The organism is Massilia sp. YIM B02769 (assembly GCF_030411995.1).
GTDB lineage: Bacteria > Pseudomonadota > Gammaproteobacteria > Burkholderiales > Burkholderiaceae_D > Telluria.
In genome coordinates, this window is sequence record NZ_JASNRC010000002.1 from 66,979 (window position 1) to 87,318 (window position 20,340).

General features: G+C 66.6%; 14 protein-coding genes. 8 read left to right on the forward strand and 6 right to left on the reverse strand.

Annotated features, from left to right (window positions below; genetic code table 11):
- Window positions 1-13 precede the first annotated feature (13 nt).
- Window positions 14-1,594 carry a hypothetical protein gene (locus QPK31_RS03045; protein ID WP_290421471.1) on the forward strand — a complete coding sequence of 527 codons (1,581 nt, stop codon included), beginning with the start codon at window positions 14-16 and terminating at the stop codon, window positions 1,592-1,594.
- Window positions 1,595-1,625: 31 nt separating this feature from the next.
- Here QPK31_RS03045 and QPK31_RS03050 read toward each other — a convergent pair whose 3' ends face one another.
- Window positions 1,626-2,018, reverse strand: a complete 393-nt coding sequence (locus QPK31_RS03050; RefSeq protein ID WP_290421472.1) for a hypothetical protein — start codon at window positions 2,016-2,018, stop codon at window positions 1,626-1,628.
- Window positions 2,019-2,149: 131 nt separating this feature from the next.
- On the opposite strand from QPK31_RS03050, the gene QPK31_RS03055 reads away from it, so the two are divergent.
- Window positions 2,150-2,470, forward strand: coding sequence for a Dabb family protein (locus tag QPK31_RS03055; RefSeq protein WP_290421473.1), 321 nt, complete (start codon window positions 2,150-2,152; stop codon window positions 2,468-2,470).
- A 382-nt stretch (window positions 2,471-2,852) separates the two neighbouring features.
- Here QPK31_RS03055 and QPK31_RS03060 read toward each other — a convergent pair whose 3' ends face one another.
- Together QPK31_RS03060 and QPK31_RS03065 are read right to left on the reverse strand one after the other, a co-directional pair.
- Entirely contained in the window at window positions 2,853-3,227 is a 375-nt protein-coding gene (locus QPK31_RS03060; protein WP_290421474.1) for a hypothetical protein, read from the reverse strand.
- Window positions 3,228-3,332: 105 nt separating this feature from the next.
- Window positions 3,333-4,253 (reverse strand): LysR family transcriptional regulator, encoded by a 921-nt coding sequence (locus tag QPK31_RS03065; protein ID WP_290421475.1) that lies wholly within the window; start codon window positions 4,251-4,253, stop codon window positions 3,333-3,335.
- A gap of 131 nt (window positions 4,254-4,384) precedes the next feature.
- On the opposite strand from QPK31_RS03065, the gene QPK31_RS03070 reads away from it, so the two are divergent.
- Window positions 4,385-4,801, forward strand: coding sequence for a RidA family protein (locus QPK31_RS03070; RefSeq protein WP_290421476.1), 417 nt, complete (start codon window positions 4,385-4,387; stop codon window positions 4,799-4,801).
- An 85-nt stretch (window positions 4,802-4,886) separates the two neighbouring features.
- Window positions 4,887-5,117 carry a type II toxin-antitoxin system Phd/YefM family antitoxin gene (locus tag QPK31_RS03075; RefSeq protein ID WP_290421477.1) on the forward strand — a complete coding sequence of 77 codons (231 nt, stop codon included), beginning with the start codon at window positions 4,887-4,889 and terminating at the stop codon, window positions 5,115-5,117.
- A gap of 145 nt (window positions 5,118-5,262) precedes the next feature.
- Here the strand turns inward: QPK31_RS03075 and QPK31_RS03080 are convergent, their stop codons facing one another.
- Window positions 5,263-8,439 carry an error-prone DNA polymerase gene (locus QPK31_RS03080; RefSeq protein WP_290421478.1) on the reverse strand — a complete coding sequence of 1,059 codons (3,177 nt, stop codon included), beginning with the start codon at window positions 8,437-8,439 and terminating at the stop codon, window positions 5,263-5,265.
- A 113-nt stretch (window positions 8,440-8,552) separates the two neighbouring features.
- On the opposite strand from QPK31_RS03080, the gene QPK31_RS03085 reads away from it, so the two are divergent.
- Window positions 8,553-9,365 (forward strand): PhzF family phenazine biosynthesis protein, encoded by an 813-nt coding sequence (locus tag QPK31_RS03085; RefSeq protein WP_290421479.1) that lies wholly within the window; start codon window positions 8,553-8,555, stop codon window positions 9,363-9,365.
- Between the two features lie 247 nt (window positions 9,366-9,612).
- Here the strand turns inward: QPK31_RS03085 and QPK31_RS03090 are convergent, their stop codons facing one another.
- Complete coding sequence (locus tag QPK31_RS03090) at window positions 9,613-10,539, reverse strand: LysR family transcriptional regulator (RefSeq protein WP_290421480.1); 927 nt, start codon at window positions 10,537-10,539, stop codon at window positions 9,613-9,615.
- Window positions 10,540-10,634: 95 nt separating this feature from the next.
- Here QPK31_RS03090 and metE point away from each other — a divergent pair, with 95 nt between their 5' ends.
- The 3 genes from metE (at window position 10,635) to QPK31_RS03105 (ending at window position 18,731) form a co-directional block, all read left to right on the forward strand.
- Entirely contained in the window at window positions 10,635-12,983 is a 2,349-nt protein-coding gene (gene metE, locus QPK31_RS03095) for a 5-methyltetrahydropteroyltriglutamate--homocysteine S-methyltransferase (RefSeq protein ID WP_290421481.1), read from the forward strand.
- Window positions 12,984-13,194: 211 nt separating this feature from the next.
- Window positions 13,195-15,597: a TonB-dependent siderophore receptor gene (locus QPK31_RS03100; protein WP_290421482.1), complete on the forward strand. Its 2,403-nt coding sequence runs from the start codon at window positions 13,195-13,197 to the stop codon at window positions 15,595-15,597.
- Window positions 15,598-15,938: 341 nt separating this feature from the next.
- Window positions 15,939-18,731, forward strand: a complete 2,793-nt coding sequence (locus tag QPK31_RS03105) for a PAS domain-containing protein (RefSeq protein ID WP_290421483.1) — start codon at window positions 15,939-15,941, stop codon at window positions 18,729-18,731.
- A gap of 79 nt (window positions 18,732-18,810) precedes the next feature.
- Here the strand turns inward: QPK31_RS03105 and QPK31_RS03110 are convergent, their stop codons facing one another.
- Window positions 18,811-20,298 (reverse strand): sodium:alanine symporter family protein, encoded by a 1,488-nt coding sequence (locus QPK31_RS03110; RefSeq protein WP_290421484.1) that lies wholly within the window; start codon window positions 20,296-20,298, stop codon window positions 18,811-18,813.
- Window positions 20,299-20,340 lie beyond the last annotated feature (42 nt).

Genomic DNA, 20,340 nt, shown 5'->3' on the forward strand with positions numbered 1-20,340 from the left:
ATCCTGCGCCGCCATGCCACTTGCCAGCCAGCTTGCCCGCTCCGTTCCCGTTGCCGTCCTGCTCGCTACGCTGGCGGGCTGCGCCTCGGTCTCCGTCGCCACCGATCCCCTGAAACTGCCGGCCGGCGCCAACCAGAGCCCGGTAGTGGTGAGCATCACCGCCAACACCGGCCAGGTCCAGGGCTTTACCGACATGTCGGTTCACCTGGTGCCGCCCAAGGGCCGCGACAACGAGACCCCGCAGTACTTCGTCCTGCAACGCAAGGCGCCCGACATGGCGCGCGACACCTCGCTGTTCGTCGGTGCGCTGCCGCCCGGCGAATACGAGATCAACGCGCTCCGCGATGCCACCAGCAACAAGATCCTGCGCCTGGACAATGGCAGCAAGAAGCTCGACAGCTTCGTGGTGGAAGCGGGCAAGCCGGTCGACCTGGGCCGCATGATCGTCACGCCGATCAACAACCACATCCTGTTCAGGCGCAGCGAGCGGGTCGGCTCGAACACGCTGCTGCTCGAACGCGCTTCGCCGCAGCACGCGGCGCTGTTCGCGCGCGCGCCGGCGAGCGGCTGGGGCCACCCGCGCCTGCCGGCAGACCGGGCCGAGGAATACGCGGCCTCGCGTCCGCTGGGCGCCAACTGCCCGACCGAACTGCCCGATGGCGCGGTGGTGGCCGCCAGCCGCCTCGGCGTGGTGCTGCGGCGCGCGCCGGATGGCCGCTGGAGCGCACTGCGCGGCCCCGGCATCGACTCGCTGCTGTGCGTGACGGCGGCCGACCTGCCCGACGCCGAACTGCTGGCCGTCGGCGAATTCAGCACCCTGCTGCGCAAGCCGCCGCAGGAAGACAAGCTGCTGCCGGTAGCCACCGGCAACCTGCCCGCCGGGAACATCGTCGGCATCACCGGCAGCCGCAAGGCCGGCTGGACCGTCGGCGTGCACAGCGGGAGTACCGTGACCGTCCTGCATACGCCGGCGCTGCATTCCGGGAACTGGAAACCGGTGGCATCGCTCGATGTCGGCTTCAGCTTCTGGACCGGCGCCCACAACTTCTGGATGTGGGGCGATGCTCAGCGCATGGGCTACACGGTGACTACCGGGCCGATCCACGAGCTCGACTACGCCAGCGGCACATGGACCACGCTCGACACCCCGAACAAGGCCCCGTTGCGCGAGGTGGCCTTCGAACCCTCGGGCGCCGTCGGCGTGCTGACCTCGGCGGCCGGTGGCGCGGGCGGCATCTTTGCCGGCGTCTTCGTCTCGAACGACCGTGCGCGCAGCTGGAAGCCGGTGGAGGTGCCGTACAACGTGAAGGTCGCCCCGATCCGGCACGATTACGCCGGCACCATGTACATGGCCGGCGGCGCGCTGAGCGAGCCGGAACTGCAGGTCAGCAAGGACGGCGGCAAGACCTGGACCCACGCGGCCAAGCGCAGCCTGGGACGCCAGCTGCTGCCGCTGCGCTCGGGCGAACTGCTCGATTTCGGCGGCGCCGAGCATGGCATCTTCTCGATCGGCCACTCCACCGATGGCGGACGCACCTGGGAGGTCGAATACAGCAATTTCGACCGCAGGGCTTACGAGATGAGTCGGAAATAAGGGCGGCAAGCAGGCGGCCCGCCGCCTTGCGTCAGATGGCGATCACACGGTTCAGCCGGATCGTGTGCTGCTGCTCCTTGCCCTCGGCGGTCCAGCGCTGGTGGGCTTCCAGGGTGGATTCGTCGACGCGGCGCCACTCGAAGCGGCTGGGCGCGTTGACCGGCTCGAAGACCGCGCTGTCGCGGCCGATGCTCGACGCGCGCCAGGTGAAGTCGCCCCATTGCGAGGTGACTTCGCCATCCTTGAAGGAGATGGTGCTGCCGTCGGTGCGTTCGACGAAGCTTTCGTCGGCGTAGCGGTGCGACTGGAATACGTTCGGCTCGGGATGATCGTACTCTTCGTAGTAGACCTTGCCGTCGGCGCTTTCGCCGCGCCAGCGGCCAACCAGGAACTGCAGTTGCGCGAACTCGTCGATGCTGAACATGGGAACTCCCTTTCGCAGGATGGTCCGGGAACTCTACACCGATCGCCGATGTCGCGTCACGCGCAAGCATGCGCGCACGGCCCTGGCACAGGCGTGTAAGATTGCTTGTCTTTTAACCCACACCATTCGCCATGACCGCCAACCCATCCGCCACCCTGCGCCACGTTGTCCTGTTCGCCTTCAAGGAAACCGCCACGCCCGAGCAGATCGACGCCGTGGTGGCCGACTTCGCCACCCTGCCAACCGCCATTCCGGGCATCGTGTCCTACGAATGGGGCACCAACGTCAGCCCGGAAGGCCTGAACGACGGCTTTACCCACTGCTTCACGCTGACGTTTGCCAGCGCCGAGGCGCGCGACGGCTACCTGGTGCATGCGGCACACCAGCGCTTCGTCGACACCCTGGGCGCGAGCCTGGCGCGCTCGCTGGTGCTGGATTACTGGGCGCAGTAAAGGAACTGAAATGAAACTGTATCGCTGGACGAGTTACTCCATACCTATCCCCGGTGGCAATCGTGCCGCCGGGGTCACTGGAGTAAGCCATGAAAAATATGTTGCGCGCCATTCGGCGCCACCACGCTGCTCGACTGAAACACGCACGTCGCTTGTATAGCGGCCGCCACGATCCCGCCGATCCGCGCCTGGCCGGATTGGTCTTGCATACGCCGAAATCCTGCAGCTGCTGGATGTGCGGCCACGTTCGGCGCCACCAGGGCCGTACCTTGGCCGAATTGCGCCATCTTGCCGCGCTGGCCGAGCAAAGCTGATCGCCGATTTAAGGACGCGTGCATGTTTGCGCACGCGTTCGTGGTCGATCCGATCCGGTTCGCCAGGGTCAGTCGCTGACCACGTGCCAGACATCCATCACCTTGTCGCCCTTGCGCTCGCCCGCCTTGGCATCCTTGGCGTACAGGTAGAGCGGCTTGCCCTTGTAGGCCAGCTGCTTCGCGCCATCGTCGCGCGTGACCACCGAGTACGGCGATGTCACGCTGTCGCCCGTGACCGGTACCGGCGGCCACATTTTGGCGCAGCCGTCGTTGCAGGCGCTCTTGCCCGAGCCGGCGGTGTCCTTGTCGAAGGTATAGACCGTCATGCCCGAGGCGTCGGCCAGCACGCCGTCGATTTTCTTGAGGGACTGGGCGGATGCGGCGGCGCTCGACAAGGCAAGCGCGGCGGCAAGGGCCGCAGATATGGGATACATCGCTTTCATGACTGGCTCCCGATGAAGACTGGTGGAGGTCCAGTATAGGACGGGTAAACAAGCATGACGTCCGCTGCGTCGGTAAAAAGCAACGCCCTCAAGAGACAACCATCGTCAGGTCCTGCGATTTTGCAGCGGCGCATGTGCCGCCATCAACTCCTCCATCCAGTCGATGAACACGCGCAGTTTCTTGCTCGGGTGGCGATTCGGCGGATACGCCACGTACAGCGGCATCGGGTCGATGCCCCAGTCCTCGAACAAGGGGACCAGCCTGCCCGCCTCGGCATGGCCGCGCGCCATGTAGTCGGGCAGCCACAACACACCGAGCCCGGCCAGGCCCGCGGCCAGATACGCATTGCCGTCGTCGATCGACAGGATATGGCGCCCGCCGATCTGCACGCTCTCGCCGCCCTTGTGCATCGCATACGGAAAGCCGCCATTGCGCGACCAGCGAAAGCGCACGATGCTGTGCCGTGCGGCCAGCAATTCATCGGGGTGATCAGGCACGCCCGCCTGCGCCAGGTAGGCCGGCGCCGCGTACACGCCCAGGCGCAAATCGCCGATGTGGCGGGCGACGAGCGAGCCATCGGTCACGGCGCCGCCGCGCACCACGCAATCGATGTTCTCACCCACCAGGTCGACCTTGCGGTCGCTGGCGCCGAGATCGAAGCGGATCTCGGGATAGCGCGCATGAAACCGCGGCAGTGCCGGAATCAGGAGCATGGTGGCAAACGGACTCGGCACGTCGACGCGCAGCACGCCGGCCGGCGCGGCCAGCGCATTCGGCAGGCTGGTCTCGACATCCTCGAGCTCGGCCAGCAGGCGCACGATGCGTTCGTAATAGGCCGCGCCGTCGGCCGTGACCCCCACCTTGCGCGTGGTCCGGTGCAGCAGCTTCAGGCGCAAGCGCGCTTCCAGCCCCTGCACCAGCTGCGTGACCGTCGTGCGGTTCATGTGCAGCGTCTGCGCCGCTTTCGTAAAACTGCCCGTCTCGACCACCCTGGCAAAGACCCGCATCGCGTCGAACCTGTCCACGCCACCTCCTCTTGATTGTTTGGATTATACAAACAGTCTAGATCGGAACTGCCTGTTTATCCGCGATCCCTGGGCAGCTACAGTGTTTGTCATGCGCCGGCAAGTGGCCGGCATGATGAAGGAGAACAGCAATGACAGTACGCGACGTGGTCTTCCCGGCAGGACGCCAGGCTTTATATGAAAAGAACCGTTATTCGCCGGCAGTGCGCTCGGGCGGCTTCCTGTTCGTCTCGGGCCAGGTCGGCAGCCGCGAGGACGGTTCGCCCGAGCCGGAACTGGACGCGCAAGTCCGGCGCGCCTTCCGGAACCTGAACGCGGTGCTGGATGCGGCGGGATGCGGCTTCGACGACGTGGTCGACGTCACCATCTTCATCGTCGATCCGGAAACGCGCTTCGAACGGATCTGGAGCGTGGCCCAGGAATTCTGGGGCGGTCCGCCCCATCCCACCGTTACCGCGGTGGGCGTGACCTGGCTGTATGGTTTCCAGTTCGAGATCAAGGTGGTGGCGCGCTTGCCTGAAGAAACGCAGGGAGCGAACCAGGACTAAGCGCCCATGCCACACTCAATTGGTCGATAATCACGATGAAGAATTTCTTGGCAATGAAGTGACGCGATCAACGATGGAGTACAAAATGAGAATCATCGACTTTTCCGATGCGGATGGCGATCTTTGCTCAGTCATCGACCAAGTGATTGACGATGCCGATGTCACGGTTATCTCGCGCGACGATGCGCCAGCTGCAGTCATCATGTCTTTGACGCACTACAGCAGTCTGATCGAGACTGTCCATTTGTTGAGTTCCCCTGCTAACGCGGCGCACTTGGCAAAATCAATCGCTCAGGCGCGTGCCGCCCGAACCTGAGTCAGTGCGTGTAGCGAGACGCAGGTCCGGCAAGCCGGATACAAGCTCTGCTTGACTTTGGCACGGTCGAGAAAAGCTGGCATCGCATCCAAGCCGTGTCAGAATCACAGGCCCCGAATCACAGATCTGTTCCTGGCTGTTTGCTTCAACAAAAATCCCGGCTGCTCGTCGCCAGCCTGCCCAGCAGATGCGACATGTCCACCAGCCGCTTGGCCACCAGGTGCTTCACCTGCCCTTCGCTCTGCCACACCCCGTACACGCCAAGCAGATGCGCGCCCAGCACCTCGCGCCGCTGCTGCTCCACCAGGTCCGGCCAGACGATCACGTTCACGTTCCCGGTCTCGTCTTCGAGCGTCACGAACAGGACACCCTTGGCCGTGCCGGGCCGCTGGCGCACGGTGACGATGCCGCAGCCGCGCGCCAACTGGCCGTTGGCGTATTCGTTCAGCACGGATGCCGGCATGAAGCGCTGCTTCAGCAACTGCTTGCGCAACAGCGCCAGCGGATGGCGTCCCAGCGTCAGCCCTTGCGCGCGGTAGTCGCCGACGATCTCCTCGCCCTCGCTCGGCGCCGCCAGGGTCGGCATCTCCTCGTCCACCGTGGTCGGACGCAGCAGGTCGCGGTCGGGCACCGCGCCCACCGCCTGCCACATGGCTTCGCGCCGGTGCCCGGCCAGCGAGCGCAGGGCATTCGCACCGGCCAGCACCTGCAAATCGTTGCGGTCCAGCCCTGCCCTGCGCGCCAGGTCGGCCACGCTCTCGAACGGTTTGATCGCGCGCGCTTCCTCGATGCGCGCGACGGTCTCCTGGCGCATGCCGCGCTGTAGCGACAGGCCAAGGCGCACGGCCGGCTGGCGCGTGCGGTCGTGCAGTTCTTCCAGCGTCGAATCCCAGCCGCTGATGTTCACGTCGGTCGGCCGCACCTCGATGCCGTGGCGCTGCGCATCCTGCACCAGTTGCGAAGGACTGTAGAAACCCATCGGCTGGCTGTTCAGCAGCGCACACAAAAAGGCGGCCGGCTCGTGGCACTTGACCCAGGAACTGGCATACGCGAGCAAGGCGAAGCTGGCCGCGTGCGACTCGGGAAAGCCGTATTCGCCGAAGCCCTGGATCTGGCTGAAGATCTGCTCGGCGAACGAGAGTTCATAGCCGCGCTCCAGCATGCCGCGCACGATGCGGTCGTAATAATGTTCGAGTCCGCCCTTGCGCTTCCAGGCCGCCATCGCGCGGCGCAGCTGGTCGGCTTCGCCCGGCGTGAAGCCGGCGCCGAGGATCGCCACCTGCATCACCTGCTCCTGGAAGATCGGCACGCCGAGCGTGCGCTCTAACGCCACCTTCATATCGTCGCTCGGATACACCACGGGTTCCAGCCCCTGGCGCCGCCGCAGGTAAGGATGCACCATGCCGCCCTGGATCGGTCCGGGGCGCACCACCGCCACCTCGATCACCAGGTCGTAGAAGACGCGCGGTTTCATCCGCGGCAGCATGCTCATTTGCGCGCGCGACTCGATCTGGAACACGCCCACGGTGTCGGCGGCGCAGATCATGTCGTAGGTCGCCTGATCGTCGGACGGGATGTCCTGCATCTCGAAGACGATGTCGTGGCGCAGGCTCACCAGCGCCAGCGCGCGCCGCAGCATCGACAGCATGCCCAGCGCCAGCACGTCGACCTTCATCAGGCCGAGTTCCTCGAGGTCGTTCTTGTCCCACTGGATGACGCTGCGGTCGACCATGGTCGCGTTCTCGATCGGCACCAGGCGCGAGAGTTTGCCGCGCGCGATGACGAAGCCGCCCGGGTGCTGCGACAGGTGGCGCGGCAAGTTCAGCAGTTGCTGCGCCAGCGTCGCCCATTGCAGCGACAGCGGCGTATCCGGGTCGAGGCCGCACTCGCCGAGGCGCATCAACAGATTCTCCTTGCTGTCGAACCAGTGGTGGTTCTTGCAGACCTTTTCGATGATGGCAAGGTCGATGCCGAGCGCGCGGCCGCTGTCGCGCAGCGCGCTCTTCGGCCGGTAGCTGATCACCACCGCCGCCAGCGCCGCGCGCATGCGGCCGTACTTGGCGTAGATGTACTGGATGACCTCTTCGCGGCGCTGGTGCTCGAAGTCGACGTCGATGTCCGGCGGCTCGTTGCGCTCTTTCGAGATGAAACGTTCGAACAGCAGGTTCGCCCGCGCCGGATCGACCTCGGTGATGCCGAGGCAGTAGCACACCGCCGAATTCGCGGCCGAGCCGCGGCCCTGGCACAGGATGTCCTGCGAGCGGGCGAAGCGCACGATGTCGTACACGGTGAGGAAGTAGTGTTCATATTCCATCTCGGCGATCAGCCCCAGTTCGTGCTCGATCTGGGCCTGCACCTTGGCCGGAATACCCTCGCGGAAGCGCCGGTGCGCGCCGATGTAGGTTTCGCTGCGGAGAAAAGCGCTCGCGGTCTGCCCCGGCGGCACGACTTCGGTCGGGTATTCGTAGCGCAGCTCGTCGAGCGAGAAGGTGCAGGCGGAAGCGATACGCAGTGTCTCGTTCAGCGCCTCCTTCGAATAGATGTTCGCCAGGCGCAGGCGCGCACGCAGGTGCTGCTCGGCGTTCTGCGCCAGGCCGTAGCCGCATTCGGCCACCGGCTTGTTCAGGCGGGTGGCGGTGAGGGTGTCCTGCAGCGGCTTGCGCGAGCGCACATGCATCGTCACGTGCCCGAGCGCGACGATCGGCAGGCCGTGCTGCCAGCCCACCTCTTCCACCGTGACGCGGTGCGCCTCGTCGAGCGCGCGGTGCAGCAGGACCTGGCCGAGCCAGGCGCGGTTCGGGAACTGCTCGGCGATCCACTGCGCCTGGGCGTGCAGGCGGTCGACGCCGGCCTGGTCGTGGCCGGGGTACTGGGGCAGCAGGATCGCCAGGCAGTCGGGCATGCCCTTCAGGTGGGCCAGCTCGCCCTGCGGATTGGCGATGTCGTCCGGGGTCAAGAGATACGTCCCCTTCTCGCTGCGCGTGCGCCCGAGCGTGATGAACTCGGACAGGTTGCCGTAGCCGTTGCGGTTCTGCGCCAGCAGGATCAGCGACAGCGCCGGGCTGCCGTCGGGCTGCCGCAAATGAAAATGGGCGCCAACGATGAAGGGCAGCGCCGCCTTCTTTGCTTCGGCATGGGCGCGCACCACGCCGGCCAGCGAACACTCGTCGGTCAGCGCCAGCCCCGCATACCCCAGCCGCACCGCCCGCGCCACCAGCTCCTCGGCGTGCGAAGCGCCTTCCAGGAAGGAAAAATTCGAGAGGCAGAACAGCTCGACATAGTCGGGCAGGCCCTGCATCGACGGATCGGGCGGTAAGGACATCGTTGGCAGGATTGATAAAAACGGGGTGACAAAAAATTAAACGTGCAAACAGCACCAAAGTACTGTATAAAAACACAGTATAACTGACGAGGTTAATTTGGCAAGGATCAGCAATGCGTGTTCATGAGTTCGATTGTTTTGGAGTACAAGCTGGCGAGGGCAATCCGGCCCTCGTCATTGAAGAGGGGAACAGCAATCCCGGATGGCGCCGGGCGTTTGCGCGCGAGCGTGGTGTAACCTGTGTGTTCGTCGATCCTGTGGATGCGCAGGGCGAGGCGTCGTCTGCGGTTGCCGTACTCGACTACGTTTATCCGCACGCGCGCAGTCCGCTGTGCGTGCACGCCACCCTGGCGGCGGCGCAGCTGCTGTTCGAGCGGCACGGGTCGGGCGCGCCGCTGGCGGTGACGACGGCGATGCACGGGCAGCCGCTGGTTTTGTCGCGCGATGGCGAACACGTGTTCGTGCGCCTGGAGCGCCAGGACGCGCCCGCGCTCGAGCTGGACACGGCCCTGCCCCTGCGCCTGCTGTCGGCGCCCGACCTGGTGCTGGCCAGCCCGCCGCGCGTGCTGTCGGTGGGCAGCCCGAAGCTGCTGCTCGAAGTGGAAGATATGGAAACGCTGTATGCGCTGCAGCCGGACCTGGCCCTGATCCACGTGTGGGGCAAGAACGCCGGCGTGAACGGCTGCTACGTCTGGTGCCGCACCGCGGAGGGCGAAGTCGAGGGCCGCAACTTCAACCACATTGAACCGGCGCTGGAAGACAGCGCCACCGGCGTGGCGGCGGGCGCGCTCACGCTGTTACTCGGCCAGGCATTGACCGTGCGCCAGGGCCGCGCGACCGGCCACGCCTGCTCCATCCGTACCGCACTGGAGGTCGATGCCGTGCTGGTTGGCGGGCTGGTGAGCCGGGGCGTATCGCCCGGCTGACAAAGCAGGTGCCCACGGCTGCGGGCGTCACGGCAACGCCCGTTTGCCCTACGGCCTCGAAAGCAGGTACCCACGGCTGCAGGCGTCACGGCAACGCCCGTTTGCACTACGGCCTAGACCGTAAGGTGGGCACCCCGTGCCCACGCGTTACGTGTTCATCCGACGTCTGCTGCCGTAACGAATCGCTCCGCGGCCTCAGCTTTCCACGCGGCGCCAACAACGCCGCTATCGGATGGGCCTGCTCCGATTACAGCAAGGTAATCCCCGGCAACGCCAGCAAGGACGTCTCCCGCATTACCTGCACGAAGTCCACCAGGCAGGCATTGCCGGCCAGCCGCTTCGGCGTCACCGCGTACAGCCGCCCCGTCAGCCCCTCCGGCCCGATGCGCGAGCGCGCCACGTAGCCGCGCTCCAGGTAACCGCTCACCGCCCACAGCGGCAGCGCCGCCAGCCCGCGCCCGCTGGCCACCAACTGCAGCATCCCCACCGTCAACTCCGTCGTACGCCGCGGCGGCTCCACGCCGGCCGGACGCAGCACTTGTCGCACCAGGTCCAGCATGTCGTCCGGCACCGGATAGGTGATCAAGGCCTGGCCCGCGAAATCCTGGGCCACCAGATACGGCTTGGCCAGCAGCGGATGATTCAGCGGCAGGATCGCCACCATCTCGAATTCGAACAGCGGATGGAAGTCCACGTCCGTCTCGCTCTCGTCCAGCTCCGACACGATCGCCACCTCGGCGCGGTCCTGGTGCAGCAGGCCGATCGGATCGGCCTGGAAGCCCGACACGATGTCCTGCTCGACTTCCGGCCAGCGCGCACGCAGCGCGTCCATCGACGGCATCAGCCAGTCGAAGCAGGTGTGGCACTCGACCGCGATGCGCAGCTTGCCGGTGGCGTTACTGGTCAGGCGCGCAAGATCGCGTTCGGCCGCGCCGATGTGCGGCAAGACCTGCTCGGCCAGCGCCAGCAAGCGCTGGCCGGCGGCCGTGAACGCCACCGGCGACGACTTGCGTTCGAACAGCCCGGTCTCGTATTGCCGCTCCAGCGCCAGCACCTGGTGCGACAGGGCCGACTGCGTCACGTTCAGCAATTGCGCGGCGCGCGAGATGGTGCCGGCCTCTTTCAGCGCCAGCAGGGTGCGCAGGTGGCGCAGTTCAAGGATGGAAGTAGCCATGAATGATTTTCACGTTTGATCGAAATTTTTTCGTTTGAATTATGCATGAGTTCTGACGACAATCGTTAGCATCATTCATACGAACTGGATTTATCATGATCAAGATTCATACACCGGGCTATCCACGCATCGGCCTGCAACGTGAGCTGAAGTTCGCCCTCGAACGCCACTGGCGCGGTGAAGCGAGCGAAGCGCAACTGGAAGAGACCGCTGCCGGACTGCGTGCCCGTCACTGGCAGCAGCAGGCAAACGCCGGGCTGGACTACGTCACCGTCGGCGACTTCGCCTTCTACGACCATGTGGCGAACCACATCCAGCTGTTCGGCTGCGAACCGGCGCGCTTCGGTTTCGACGGCAGCGAATCGGCGCTGGCGCGTTACTTCACCCTCGCACGCGGGGTGGCAAACGAGGCGGCAAATGAGGACGCACACGCGCACGGCGAAGCATGTTGCGGCGCCCACCACGGCGGCAAGCCAGCACTGGAAATGACCAAGTGGTTCGACACCAACTACCACTACCTGGTCCCCGAGTTCGACGCCGCCACCAGCTTCGCGCTGGCGCCCGAACGCCTGCTGGCCGAAGTGGCGCAAGCCCGGGGGCTGGGCCACAAGGTCAAGGTGGCGCTGGTCGGACCGCTGACCTTCCTCTGGCTCGGCAAAGCCAGGCAGGACGGCTTCGACAAGCTCGACCTGCTCGACACCCTTCTGCCCGCCTGGGTGCAGTTGCTGGTGCAATTGAAGGCGGCCGGCGCAGAGTGGGTGCAGGTCGACGAGCCGATCCTCGGCCTGGACTTGCCGGGCGCCTGGCTGCTGGCCTTCGAGCGCGCCTACCACACGCTGGCCACGGCCGGCCTGCCGCTGCTGCTGGCCACCTACTTCTCGCCGCTCGAAGGCCAGCTGAGCATCGCCTGCAAGCTGCCGGTGGCCGGCCTGCACGTCGACGGCGTGCGCGCCGCCCACGAGCTGCAATCGGTGGCCGACTGGCTGCCCGATAACAAGGTGCTCTCGGTCGGCATCGTCGACGGCCGCAACATCTGGCGCACCGACCTGGACCGCGCCCTCGCCTGCCTCAAGCCCCTGGCCGAACGCCGCCGCGGCGAACTCTGGATCGCGCCATCGTGCTCGCTGCTGCACGTGCCGCTGTCGCTGCGCGAAGACGCCGCCATCGACGTCGAATTGCGCAGCTGGCTCGCCGGCGCCACGGAGAAGCTGGACGAACTGCGCATCCTGCGCAGCGCCCTGGTCGAAGGCGAAGGCAGCGTGTACCTGGAACTGTGCGCCTCGCGTGCGGCGGTGGAGGCGCGCGCCAGCAGCCCGCGCGTGCGCAAGCGCGCCGTGCAGGAGCGCGTTACCACCCTGGCAGCGGACGCCGACCGCCGATCGAGCCCCTTCGCCGTGCGCCAGGCCGCGCAGGAGGCACGCTTCAAGCTGCCGCTGTATCCGACCACCACGATCGGCTCCTTCCCGCAAACGGCCGCCATCCGCGCCGCCCGCGCCGCCTTCAAGCGCGGCGAGCTGGCGCAAGAAAGCTACGAAGCGGCGATGCGGCGCGAAATCGAACAGGCCGTGCGCGAACAGGAGCTGTTGGACATCGACGTGCTGGTGCATGGCGAGGCCGAACGCAACGACATGGTCGAGTACTTCGGCGAGCAGCTCGACGGCTTTGCCTTCACGGCCAACGGCTGGGTGCAATCGTATGGCTCACGCTGCGTCAAGCCGCCGGTGCTGTTCGGCGACGTGTCCCGTCCCGCCGCGATGACGGTGGCCTGGACCGCCTACGCCCAGAGCCTCAGCGCGCGTCCGGTGAAAGGCATGCTCACCGGCCCGGTCACCATCCTGCAATGGTCGTTCGTGCGCGACGACCAGCCGCGTTCGACCACCGCCCTGCAGATCGCGCTGGCCATCCGCGACGAGGTACAAGACCTGGAAGCGGCCGGCATCGGCATCATCCAGATCGACGAACCGGCGATCCGCGAAGGCCTGCCGCTGCGCCGTGCGCTCTGGCGCGACTACCTCGGATGGGCCGCACGCGCCTTCCGCATCTCGGCCTCCGGCATCGCCGATACGACCCAGCTGCACACCCACATGTGCTATGCCGAGTTCAACGACATCTTGCCCGGGATCGCGGCGCTGGATGCCGACGTCATCACCATCGAGACCAGCCGCTCGGACATGGAACTGCTGCGCGGCTTCGGCGACTTTGCCTACCCGAACGGGATCGGGCCGGGCGTGTACGACATCCACTCGCCAAGGGTGCCATCGACGGACGACATCGCGCGCCTGATGCGCAAGGCGGCCGAGGTGATCCCGGCGGGGAACCTGTGGGTGAATCCGGATTGCGGGCTGAAGACGCGCGCCTGGCCGGAAACGCGGGCGGCGCTGCGCAACATGGTGAAGGCGGCGAAGATATTGCGCAGCGAGGCCTTGCAAGGCAAAGCCGCGTAATCGCGTAGGGTGGGTTCTCGAACCCCCCATTCACCGCATGCATGTCGAATGATCGTCCGTTGTAGTGGTGGGTTCGAGAACCCACCCTACGCACCCAATTCATGCACCCGGCATCATCACCCAGGCCATTTCGGTGCATCCGTTGTGTTTCAGACACACCCAGTAGTTGAGTTCGTTAATATTGTTTAGCATGCATTTTTTCATATTGGAGATGTGCGTGTTCAAACCGACTCAATTGCGCCGTGCCGTGTTGCTTGGTCTGTATGGCAGCAGCGCCCTGGCCGCCTTCGTTCCGCCTGCGTTTGCCCAGACCGCCACGCCTGAAGCCGCGGACGCCAACGCGATCCAGAGCGTGCACGTGGTCGGCACGCGCCGCACCGGCGCCGCATCCAGCACCGACACGCCGGTCCCGGTCGACATCATCCCGATGACGCGCCTGGCCGAACAGGGCAGCCAGTTCGACCTGTCGCAAACGCTCACCAACATCTCCCCCTCCTTCAACTCGACCCGCCAGAGCGGCGCCGACGGCGCCGACCTGGTCGACTCCGCCGCCCTGCGCGGCCTCGGTTCCGACCAGACCCTGGTGCTGGTGAACGGCAAGCGCCGCCACACCACCGCCCTGGTCAATCTGTTCGGCGCGCGCAACCGCGGCAACACCGGCACCGACCTGAACGCGATTCCCGTGATGGCCATCCGTAACGTGCAGGTGCTGCGCGACGGCGCCGCCGCCCAGTACGGCTCGGACGCCATCGCCGGCGTGATGAACATCGAACTCAAGAAAAACCTGGGCTGCGAAGCGGTGGCCGGCTTCGGCCAGTACAAGGAAGGCGACGGCGACAACTGGCTGGCCTCGGCCTACTGCGGCATCCCGGTCGCCGGCGGCAGCTTCGGCATCACCACCGAATACCTGTACCGCGGCCGCTCGAACCGCGCCGAGGAAGGCAATCCGCGCATCATCGGCGACAGCAAGACCGAAAACCAGACGGTGTATATCAACGGCGACGTCGCCCTGGGCAGCGGCAAGCTGTACCTGACCGGCGGCGTGCAGCGCCGCGACGCGTCGAGCGCCGCCTTCGCGCGCGGCGGCCTCGGCACCGAGGACATCCCGACCCGCAACTCGGCCGCCATGTATCCGGACGGTTTCGTCCCCTTCATCAATGGCGATTTGAAGGACCGCTACGCCACCGCCGGCTACCGCACCAAACTCGGCGAGTGGAGCGGCGACTTCTCCCAGACCTACGGCTACAACCGTCTCGACTACACCATCGCGAACACGCTGAACGCCTCGATCGCGAACCTCGACCTGACCAACGGCGGCGCCGGCATCAGCCCGAGCTCGTTTTCCGCCGGCGGCTTCGACTTCCGCCAGCTGACCACCAACGCCGACTTCAGCCGCTACTACGGCAACGTCCTGAACGGCCTGAACGCCGCCTTCGGCTTCGAATACCGCAACGAGCAGTACCGCATCTTCTCCGGCGAACAGGGCTCCTGGATCGACGCCGACGGCGTGGGCGTGGGCGGGGCCGGCGGCAGCCAGGGATTCCCGGGCTTCCAGCCGGGCGACGCCACCAAACGCAGCCGCCACAGCACGGCCGCCTACCTCGACCTCGAAGCCGACGTCACCGAGCGCCTGAAAGTGCAGGCCGCGCTGCGCCACGAGCGCTTCTCCGACTTCGGCTCGACCACCGACGGCAAGCTGGCCGCCGCCTTCAAGCTCGGCGGCGACGTGATGCTGCGCGCCTCGGCCAGCACCGGCTTCCGCGCGCCGTCGCTGCAGCAGGTCTACTTCTCGTCGACCTTCACCGACTTCGTCAGCGGCGAACCGCTCGACGTGGTGCTGGCGCCGAACGGCGGCGCCGTCGCGAATGCGGCCGGCATCCCGAAGCTGAAGGAAGAAACGTCGAAGAGCTTCACCGTCGGCGCCACCTGGACGCCGTCGCAGACGACGTCGGTCACGGCCGACCTGTACCGCATCGACATCGACGACCGCATCGTGCTGTCGGGCCGCTTCAATGCCGACAACTACCCGGCACTGGGCGCCACCCTGGCCTCGCTCGGCGTCGGCGAAGCCCAGTTCTTCGTCAACTCGGTCGACACCGAGACCAAGGGCCTGGACATTACCGCCGCGCACCGCATGCCGCTCGGCAGCGGCCGCCTGAACACCTTCCTGGCGCTGAACTTCAGCAAGACCGAGGTGACCGGCGTGCATGCGCCAAGCACCCTGGCCGGCTTCGAGGACGTGCTGCTGTCGGAGCGCGAGCGCCTGTTCATCGAACAGGGCGGCCCGCGCCGCAAGGCCACCCTCGGCTTCGAGTACAGCCTCGGCAAGTTCGGTTCGGACTTCCGCATCATCCACTTCGGCCCGCAGACCCTGGGCACCTTCTCGGGCCCGCCGGTGCCGAACGCCTACTACAAGCCGAAGACCTCGGCCGACCTCTCGTTCAGCTGGTCGTATAGCGACAACACCAGGCTGACCCTGGGTGCGACCAACATCTTCAACGTCAAGCCGACCACGCAGGATGCCAACGAAACCGACAACGGCTTCAAGTACGAAAGCGTGCAGTTCGGCCTGAACGGCGCGGCTTATTTCGCGCGTCTCTGGCACAAGTTCTGACGCAGGGCGGGCGTTATCGGGGCTGTTGCCTGCACTGCTAACGGTGTGTTGAATCCGCGTGGGCTCAAGAGCCCACCCTACGGAAAAGGCCGCGGACTTCCGGCAGCAAAAAACAAGGCCCGATACGTCACGGGATTTCGTCACCGCGAGCCGGCGGCGTGTCCCGTAGGGTGGGCTCTCGAGCCCACGCGGATCATGCATACCCATCACGGCACAGGCAACAGCCCCTACTCCACCCGCATACCGGTTTTTCACGCGGCCAGCAGCATCCGACCCGTACAACCGCCCCCCGCATTGGCCTCTATAATCGTCCTTTCATCGACCACGCCGAAGGGACCTCCATGCACGCCCCCAGCTCCCCGCAGCAGCTCGCGTACGAGGCCGTCGCCATCCTGGAAAGCATCTCGGACGGCTTCTTCTCGCTCAACCAGGACTGGGAATTCACCTACGTGAACGTGCAGGCCGAAGGCCTGCTCGGCGTGACGCACGACAGCCTGCTCGGACGCTCGCTGTGGGACGCCTACCCCGGCCTGCACGGCACAGCCTTCGAAGCCTTCTACCGGAATGCCATGCGCGAGCGCGCCGCCGACGAGATCACGGCCTGGTATCCGGAACACCAGAAGTGGTACGCCGTGCGCGTGGCGCCGCTGGCCGCCGGCCTCTCCTTCTACTTCCGCGACGTCAGCGCGCAGGTGGCGACCGAAGCCGCGCTGCGCGAGAGCGAACGCAGTTTCCGCCAGCTGGCCGATTCGATTCCGCAGATCGTCTGGATCGTCGACGCGTCGGGACGCAACGTCTATTTCAACCGCCAGTGGGACGCCTACACCGGCGTGCCGATCGATTCCAGCTCGCCCGCCGATATCGCCGGCGAATTCGTCCATCCCGACGACCGCGCCGCCACCATGCAGGCGTGGAACGCGGCCTACGAACAGCGGCGCGACTACCAGGTCGAGCACCGCATCCGCTCGGCCGCAGGCGACTACCGCTGGTTCCTGGTGCGCGCCGAACCCTATGTCAACGCCGACGGCGCGATCGAGCGCTGGTTCGGCACCTCGACCGACATCCACGACGAAAAGCTGGCCAAGATCGCCCTGGCCGAAGGCGAAGCGCGCTACCGCCAGCTGTTCGAGGCGCTGGAGACGGCGGGCCGGCGCCACGCCTTCCAGCTGGCCCTGGCCGACCGCATCCGCCCGCTCACCGATCCCGAAGAAGTCACGGCCGCCGCCAGCGAACTGCTGGGCAAGGAGGTCGGCGGCAAGCGCGTCGTGTACGGCGAAACCGACGCCGGCGGCGCCTGGATCCACATGCACCCCGACTGGACCGACGGCGGCATGGCCTCGATGCGCGGCGTGCGCCTGCGCCTCGACGACTTCGGCGTGGCCGCCGTCGACCTGCTGCGCGCCGGCCGGAACCTGGTGCTGGACGACGTCACGCGCGACGCCGCCACCGCGCCGCATGCCGCCGCTTATCAAGCCGCCGGCATGGGCGCGGCCCTCGGCATCCCGCTGATGAAGGATGGCCGCCTGCAGGCCGTCCTGAGCGTGCACGACGACGTCGCCCACCACTGGACGCCCGAGCAGGTGGCCCTGGCCGAGGACATGGTCGACCGCACCTGGTTTGCCCTCGACAGCCTGCGCGCCCAGGCCGCGCTGCGCGCCGAGCGCGACCAGAGCCGCCAGATCTTCGACAACATGGCCGAGGGCTTCGCCCTGCTCGACGCCGACTGGACCATCCTGCAGGTCAACGAGACCGGCACCCGGCTGATCCGGCGCACGCATGCCGAGCTGCTCGGCCGCAAGCTGTGGGACGCAATGCCGCACCTGGCCGGCGGCCCGGTGGAAGCGCTGTACCGGCGCGTGCAGGCCGGCGGCCAGCCGGAGTACCTCGAGCACCGGCAAATCCTGCCGGACGGCGCCGGCGCCTGGATCGAGAGCCGCGCCTACCCGCTGCCCGAGCAGCGGCTGGCGGTCTTTTTCCGCGACATCGGCAAGCGCAAGGAGGCCGAGGACAAGCTGCGCGAGGCCGACCGCCGCAAGGACGAGTTCCTGGCCATGCTGGCGCACGAGCTGCGCAACCCGCTGGCGCCGATCGGCGCCGCCGCCCACCTGCTGCGCCTGGGCCGGCTCGACGAGGAACGGGTGCGCCACACCAGCCAGATCCTCGGGCGCCAGGTCGACCACATGACCCACCTGATCGACGATTTGCTGGATGTGTCGCGCGTCACGCGCGGCCTGGTCGAACTCGACATGGCGCCGGTCGACATCCGCCACGTGGTGGCCGACGCCATCGAGCAGGTGGCGCCGCTGATGCAGAAGCGCCGCCACCACCTGCACTCGCATATCCCGCCGGATACCACCGTGGTTCTGGGCGACCGCCAGCGCCTGGTGCAGGTACTCGCGAATATCCTGAACAACGCCGCCAAGTACACCGACGAAGGCGGCAGCATCAGCCTAACCTCGGAAGTGCGCGCCGACCACGTGGTCATCGAAGTGAGCGACAACGGCATCGGCATGACGCCCGAGCTGGCGGCGCGTGCCTTCGATTTGTTCGCCCAGGCCGAACGGACCTCGGACCGCGCGGCCGGCGGCCTGGGGCTGGGCCTGGCGCTGGTGAAAAGCCTGGTCGAACTGCATGGCGGCAGCGTCACCGCCGCCAGCGCGGGCCTGGGCCAGGGCAGCCGCTTCAGCGTCTGCCTGCCGCGCATGGCGGCGGCCCCGGCATCGGAAGCGGCCGGCGCCGGCGACGGCGCGGCCGCACCCGCCAAAGCCGCCCTGCGCGTGCTGGTGGTCGACGACAATGCCGACGCGGCGGCGATGCTGGCCATGGTGCTGCAAGCCTATGGCCACCAAGTCGCCGTCGAACACGGCTCGCTGGCCGCGCTGGCGCGGGCGCGCAGCGAGCGGCCCGACGTTTGCATCCTCGACATCGGCCTGCCCGACATCGACGGCAACGAACTGGCGCGGCGCCTGCGCGCCCTCCCCGAGACGGCGCATGCGGTGCTGATCGCCGTCACCGGCTACGGCCACGACAGCGACCGCCGCAAGTCGCTCGCCGCCGGCTTCGACCACCACCTGGTGAAGCCGGCCGACGCCGCGCAACTGGCCGCAATCCTGGCCGGCATCGGCAAGGCCTGAGCGCCGAAACGACAACGGCAGCCGAAGCCGCCGTCGTTAGCGCCCCGAGCCGGCCGCATCGATGGGCCGGCCCGGTGGTTCACTCAGTCACTCGGCTGGTCAAGTCCACATCCTTCGCGCTGCTACGCTTGCTGTCGGCAACGCGCTGTTCCCAGTAATGCGCATTCACGATCCCCAGCGCCAGCGGATCGAACTGCGGGTCCTTGCCCAGCTTCTTCTGCGCCTCGTAGTCGCGCAGGCACTTAAAGGCGACGTTCCGCAGCAGGATGATGGCCACCAGGTTCAGCCAGGCCATCAGGCCGACGCCGATGTCGCCCAGGGCCCAGGCCAGGTCGGCGGTCTTGACGGTGCCGTAGACGGTGGCGGCGATGATCGCCACCTTCAGCGCGAACTTCAGCCACGGATGGCGCGCATGGCGGTCGATGTAGGCGATGTTGGTTTCGGCGATGTAGTAGTAGGCGACGATGGTGGTAAAGGCGAAGAACAGCAGCGCCACCGCCACGAAGATCGCGCCGAAGCCCGGCATCACGTGTTCCAGCGCGACCTGCACATAGCCCGGGCCGCCCGCCACGCCCTGCACCCCGGTGTACATCGCCGCGCCGTTCGGGCCTTCGACGTTGTACTGGCCGGTAATCAGGAGCATGAAGGCCGTGGCCGAGCACACGAACAGGGTGTCGACGTACACCGAGAAGCCCTGCACCAGGCCCTGCTTGGCCGGGTGGCTCACTTCCGCCGCCGACGAGGCGTGCGGGCCGGTGCCCTGGCCGGCCTCGTTCGAGTACACGCCGCGCTTCACGCCCCACTGGATCGCCATGCCGACGATGGCGCCGAAGCCTGCGTCCAGGCCGAAGGCCGAGCTGAAGATCAGCTTCATCACGCCGGGCAGCTGCTCGATGTGCAGGAAGATGATGACGCAGGCGACGATGATGTAGCCGAGCGCCATGAAGGGCACGATGACTTCGGCAAAGGTGGCGATGCGCTTGACGCCGCCGAAGATGATGAAGCCGAGCGCGATCGCCAGCAGCGCGGCGGTGACGTTGCGGTCGATGCCGATCGCGGTCTGCAGGCCTTCGGCGATGGAATTGGCCTGCACGCCCGGCAGCAGCAGGCCGGTGGCGAGGATGGTGGCAAAGGCGAAGGTGAGCGCGTACCACTTCATGCCCAGGCCCTTCTCGATGTAGAAGGCGGGGCCGCCGCGGTATTCCCTGGCGATCTGCTCCTTGTAGACCTGGCCCAGGGTCGACTCGACAAAGGCGGAGCTGGCGCCGAGGAAGGCCACGGCCCACATCCAGAACACGGCGCCGGGGCCGCCGAAGGTGATGGCGGTGGCGACGCCGGCGATGTTGCCGGTGCCGACGCGGCCGGCCAGGGTCATGGTCAGCGCCTGGAACGAGGAGACGCCCTGCTCCGAGCTTTTACCTTCGAACATCAGGCGCGTCATCTCGCGCACGTGGCGCACCTGCAGGAAGCGCGAGCGCAGCGAAAAATACAGGCCCACGCCCAGGCACAGCACGATCAGGGCCGGGCTCCAGATTATTCCATTGATAGTGCTGACCAACTCGTTCATCTACATCGTCCTCTTCGGTTTTGATATGCGGCGGTTGTCGTT

Excerpts from the sequence above, each read along its gene's own strand:
- QPK31_RS03045 (WP_290421471.1), top strand. The coding sequence starts at position 14 with ATGCCACTTGCCAGCCAGCTTGCCCGCTCCGTTCCCGTTGCCGTCCTG.
- QPK31_RS03050 (WP_290421472.1), bottom strand. The coding sequence starts at position 2,018 with ATGTTCAGCATCGACGAGTTCGCGCAACTGCAGTTCCTGGTTGGCCGC.
- QPK31_RS03055 (WP_290421473.1), top strand. The coding sequence starts at position 2,150 with ATGACCGCCAACCCATCCGCCACCCTGCGCCACGTTGTCCTGTTCGCC.
- QPK31_RS03060 (WP_290421474.1), bottom strand. The coding sequence starts at position 3,227 with ATGAAAGCGATGTATCCCATATCTGCGGCCCTTGCCGCCGCGCTTGCC.
- QPK31_RS03070 (WP_290421476.1), top strand. The coding sequence starts at position 4,385 with ATGACAGTACGCGACGTGGTCTTCCCGGCAGGACGCCAGGCTTTATAT.
- QPK31_RS03075 (WP_290421477.1), top strand. The coding sequence starts at position 4,887 with ATGAGAATCATCGACTTTTCCGATGCGGATGGCGATCTTTGCTCAGTC.
- QPK31_RS03080 (WP_290421478.1), bottom strand. The coding sequence starts at position 8,439 with ATGTCCTTACCGCCCGATCCGTCGATGCAGGGCCTGCCCGACTATGTC.
- QPK31_RS03085 (WP_290421479.1), top strand. The coding sequence starts at position 8,553 with ATGCGTGTTCATGAGTTCGATTGTTTTGGAGTACAAGCTGGCGAGGGC.
- QPK31_RS03090 (WP_290421480.1), bottom strand. The coding sequence starts at position 10,539 with ATGGCTACTTCCATCCTTGAACTGCGCCACCTGCGCACCCTGCTGGCG.
- metE (WP_290421481.1), top strand. The coding sequence starts at position 10,635 with ATGATCAAGATTCATACACCGGGCTATCCACGCATCGGCCTGCAACGT.
- QPK31_RS03100 (WP_290421482.1), top strand. The coding sequence starts at position 13,195 with ATGTGCGTGTTCAAACCGACTCAATTGCGCCGTGCCGTGTTGCTTGGT.
- QPK31_RS03105 (WP_290421483.1), top strand. The coding sequence starts at position 15,939 with ATGCACGCCCCCAGCTCCCCGCAGCAGCTCGCGTACGAGGCCGTCGCC.
- QPK31_RS03110 (WP_290421484.1), bottom strand. The coding sequence starts at position 20,298 with ATGAACGAGTTGGTCAGCACTATCAATGGAATAATCTGGAGCCCGGCC.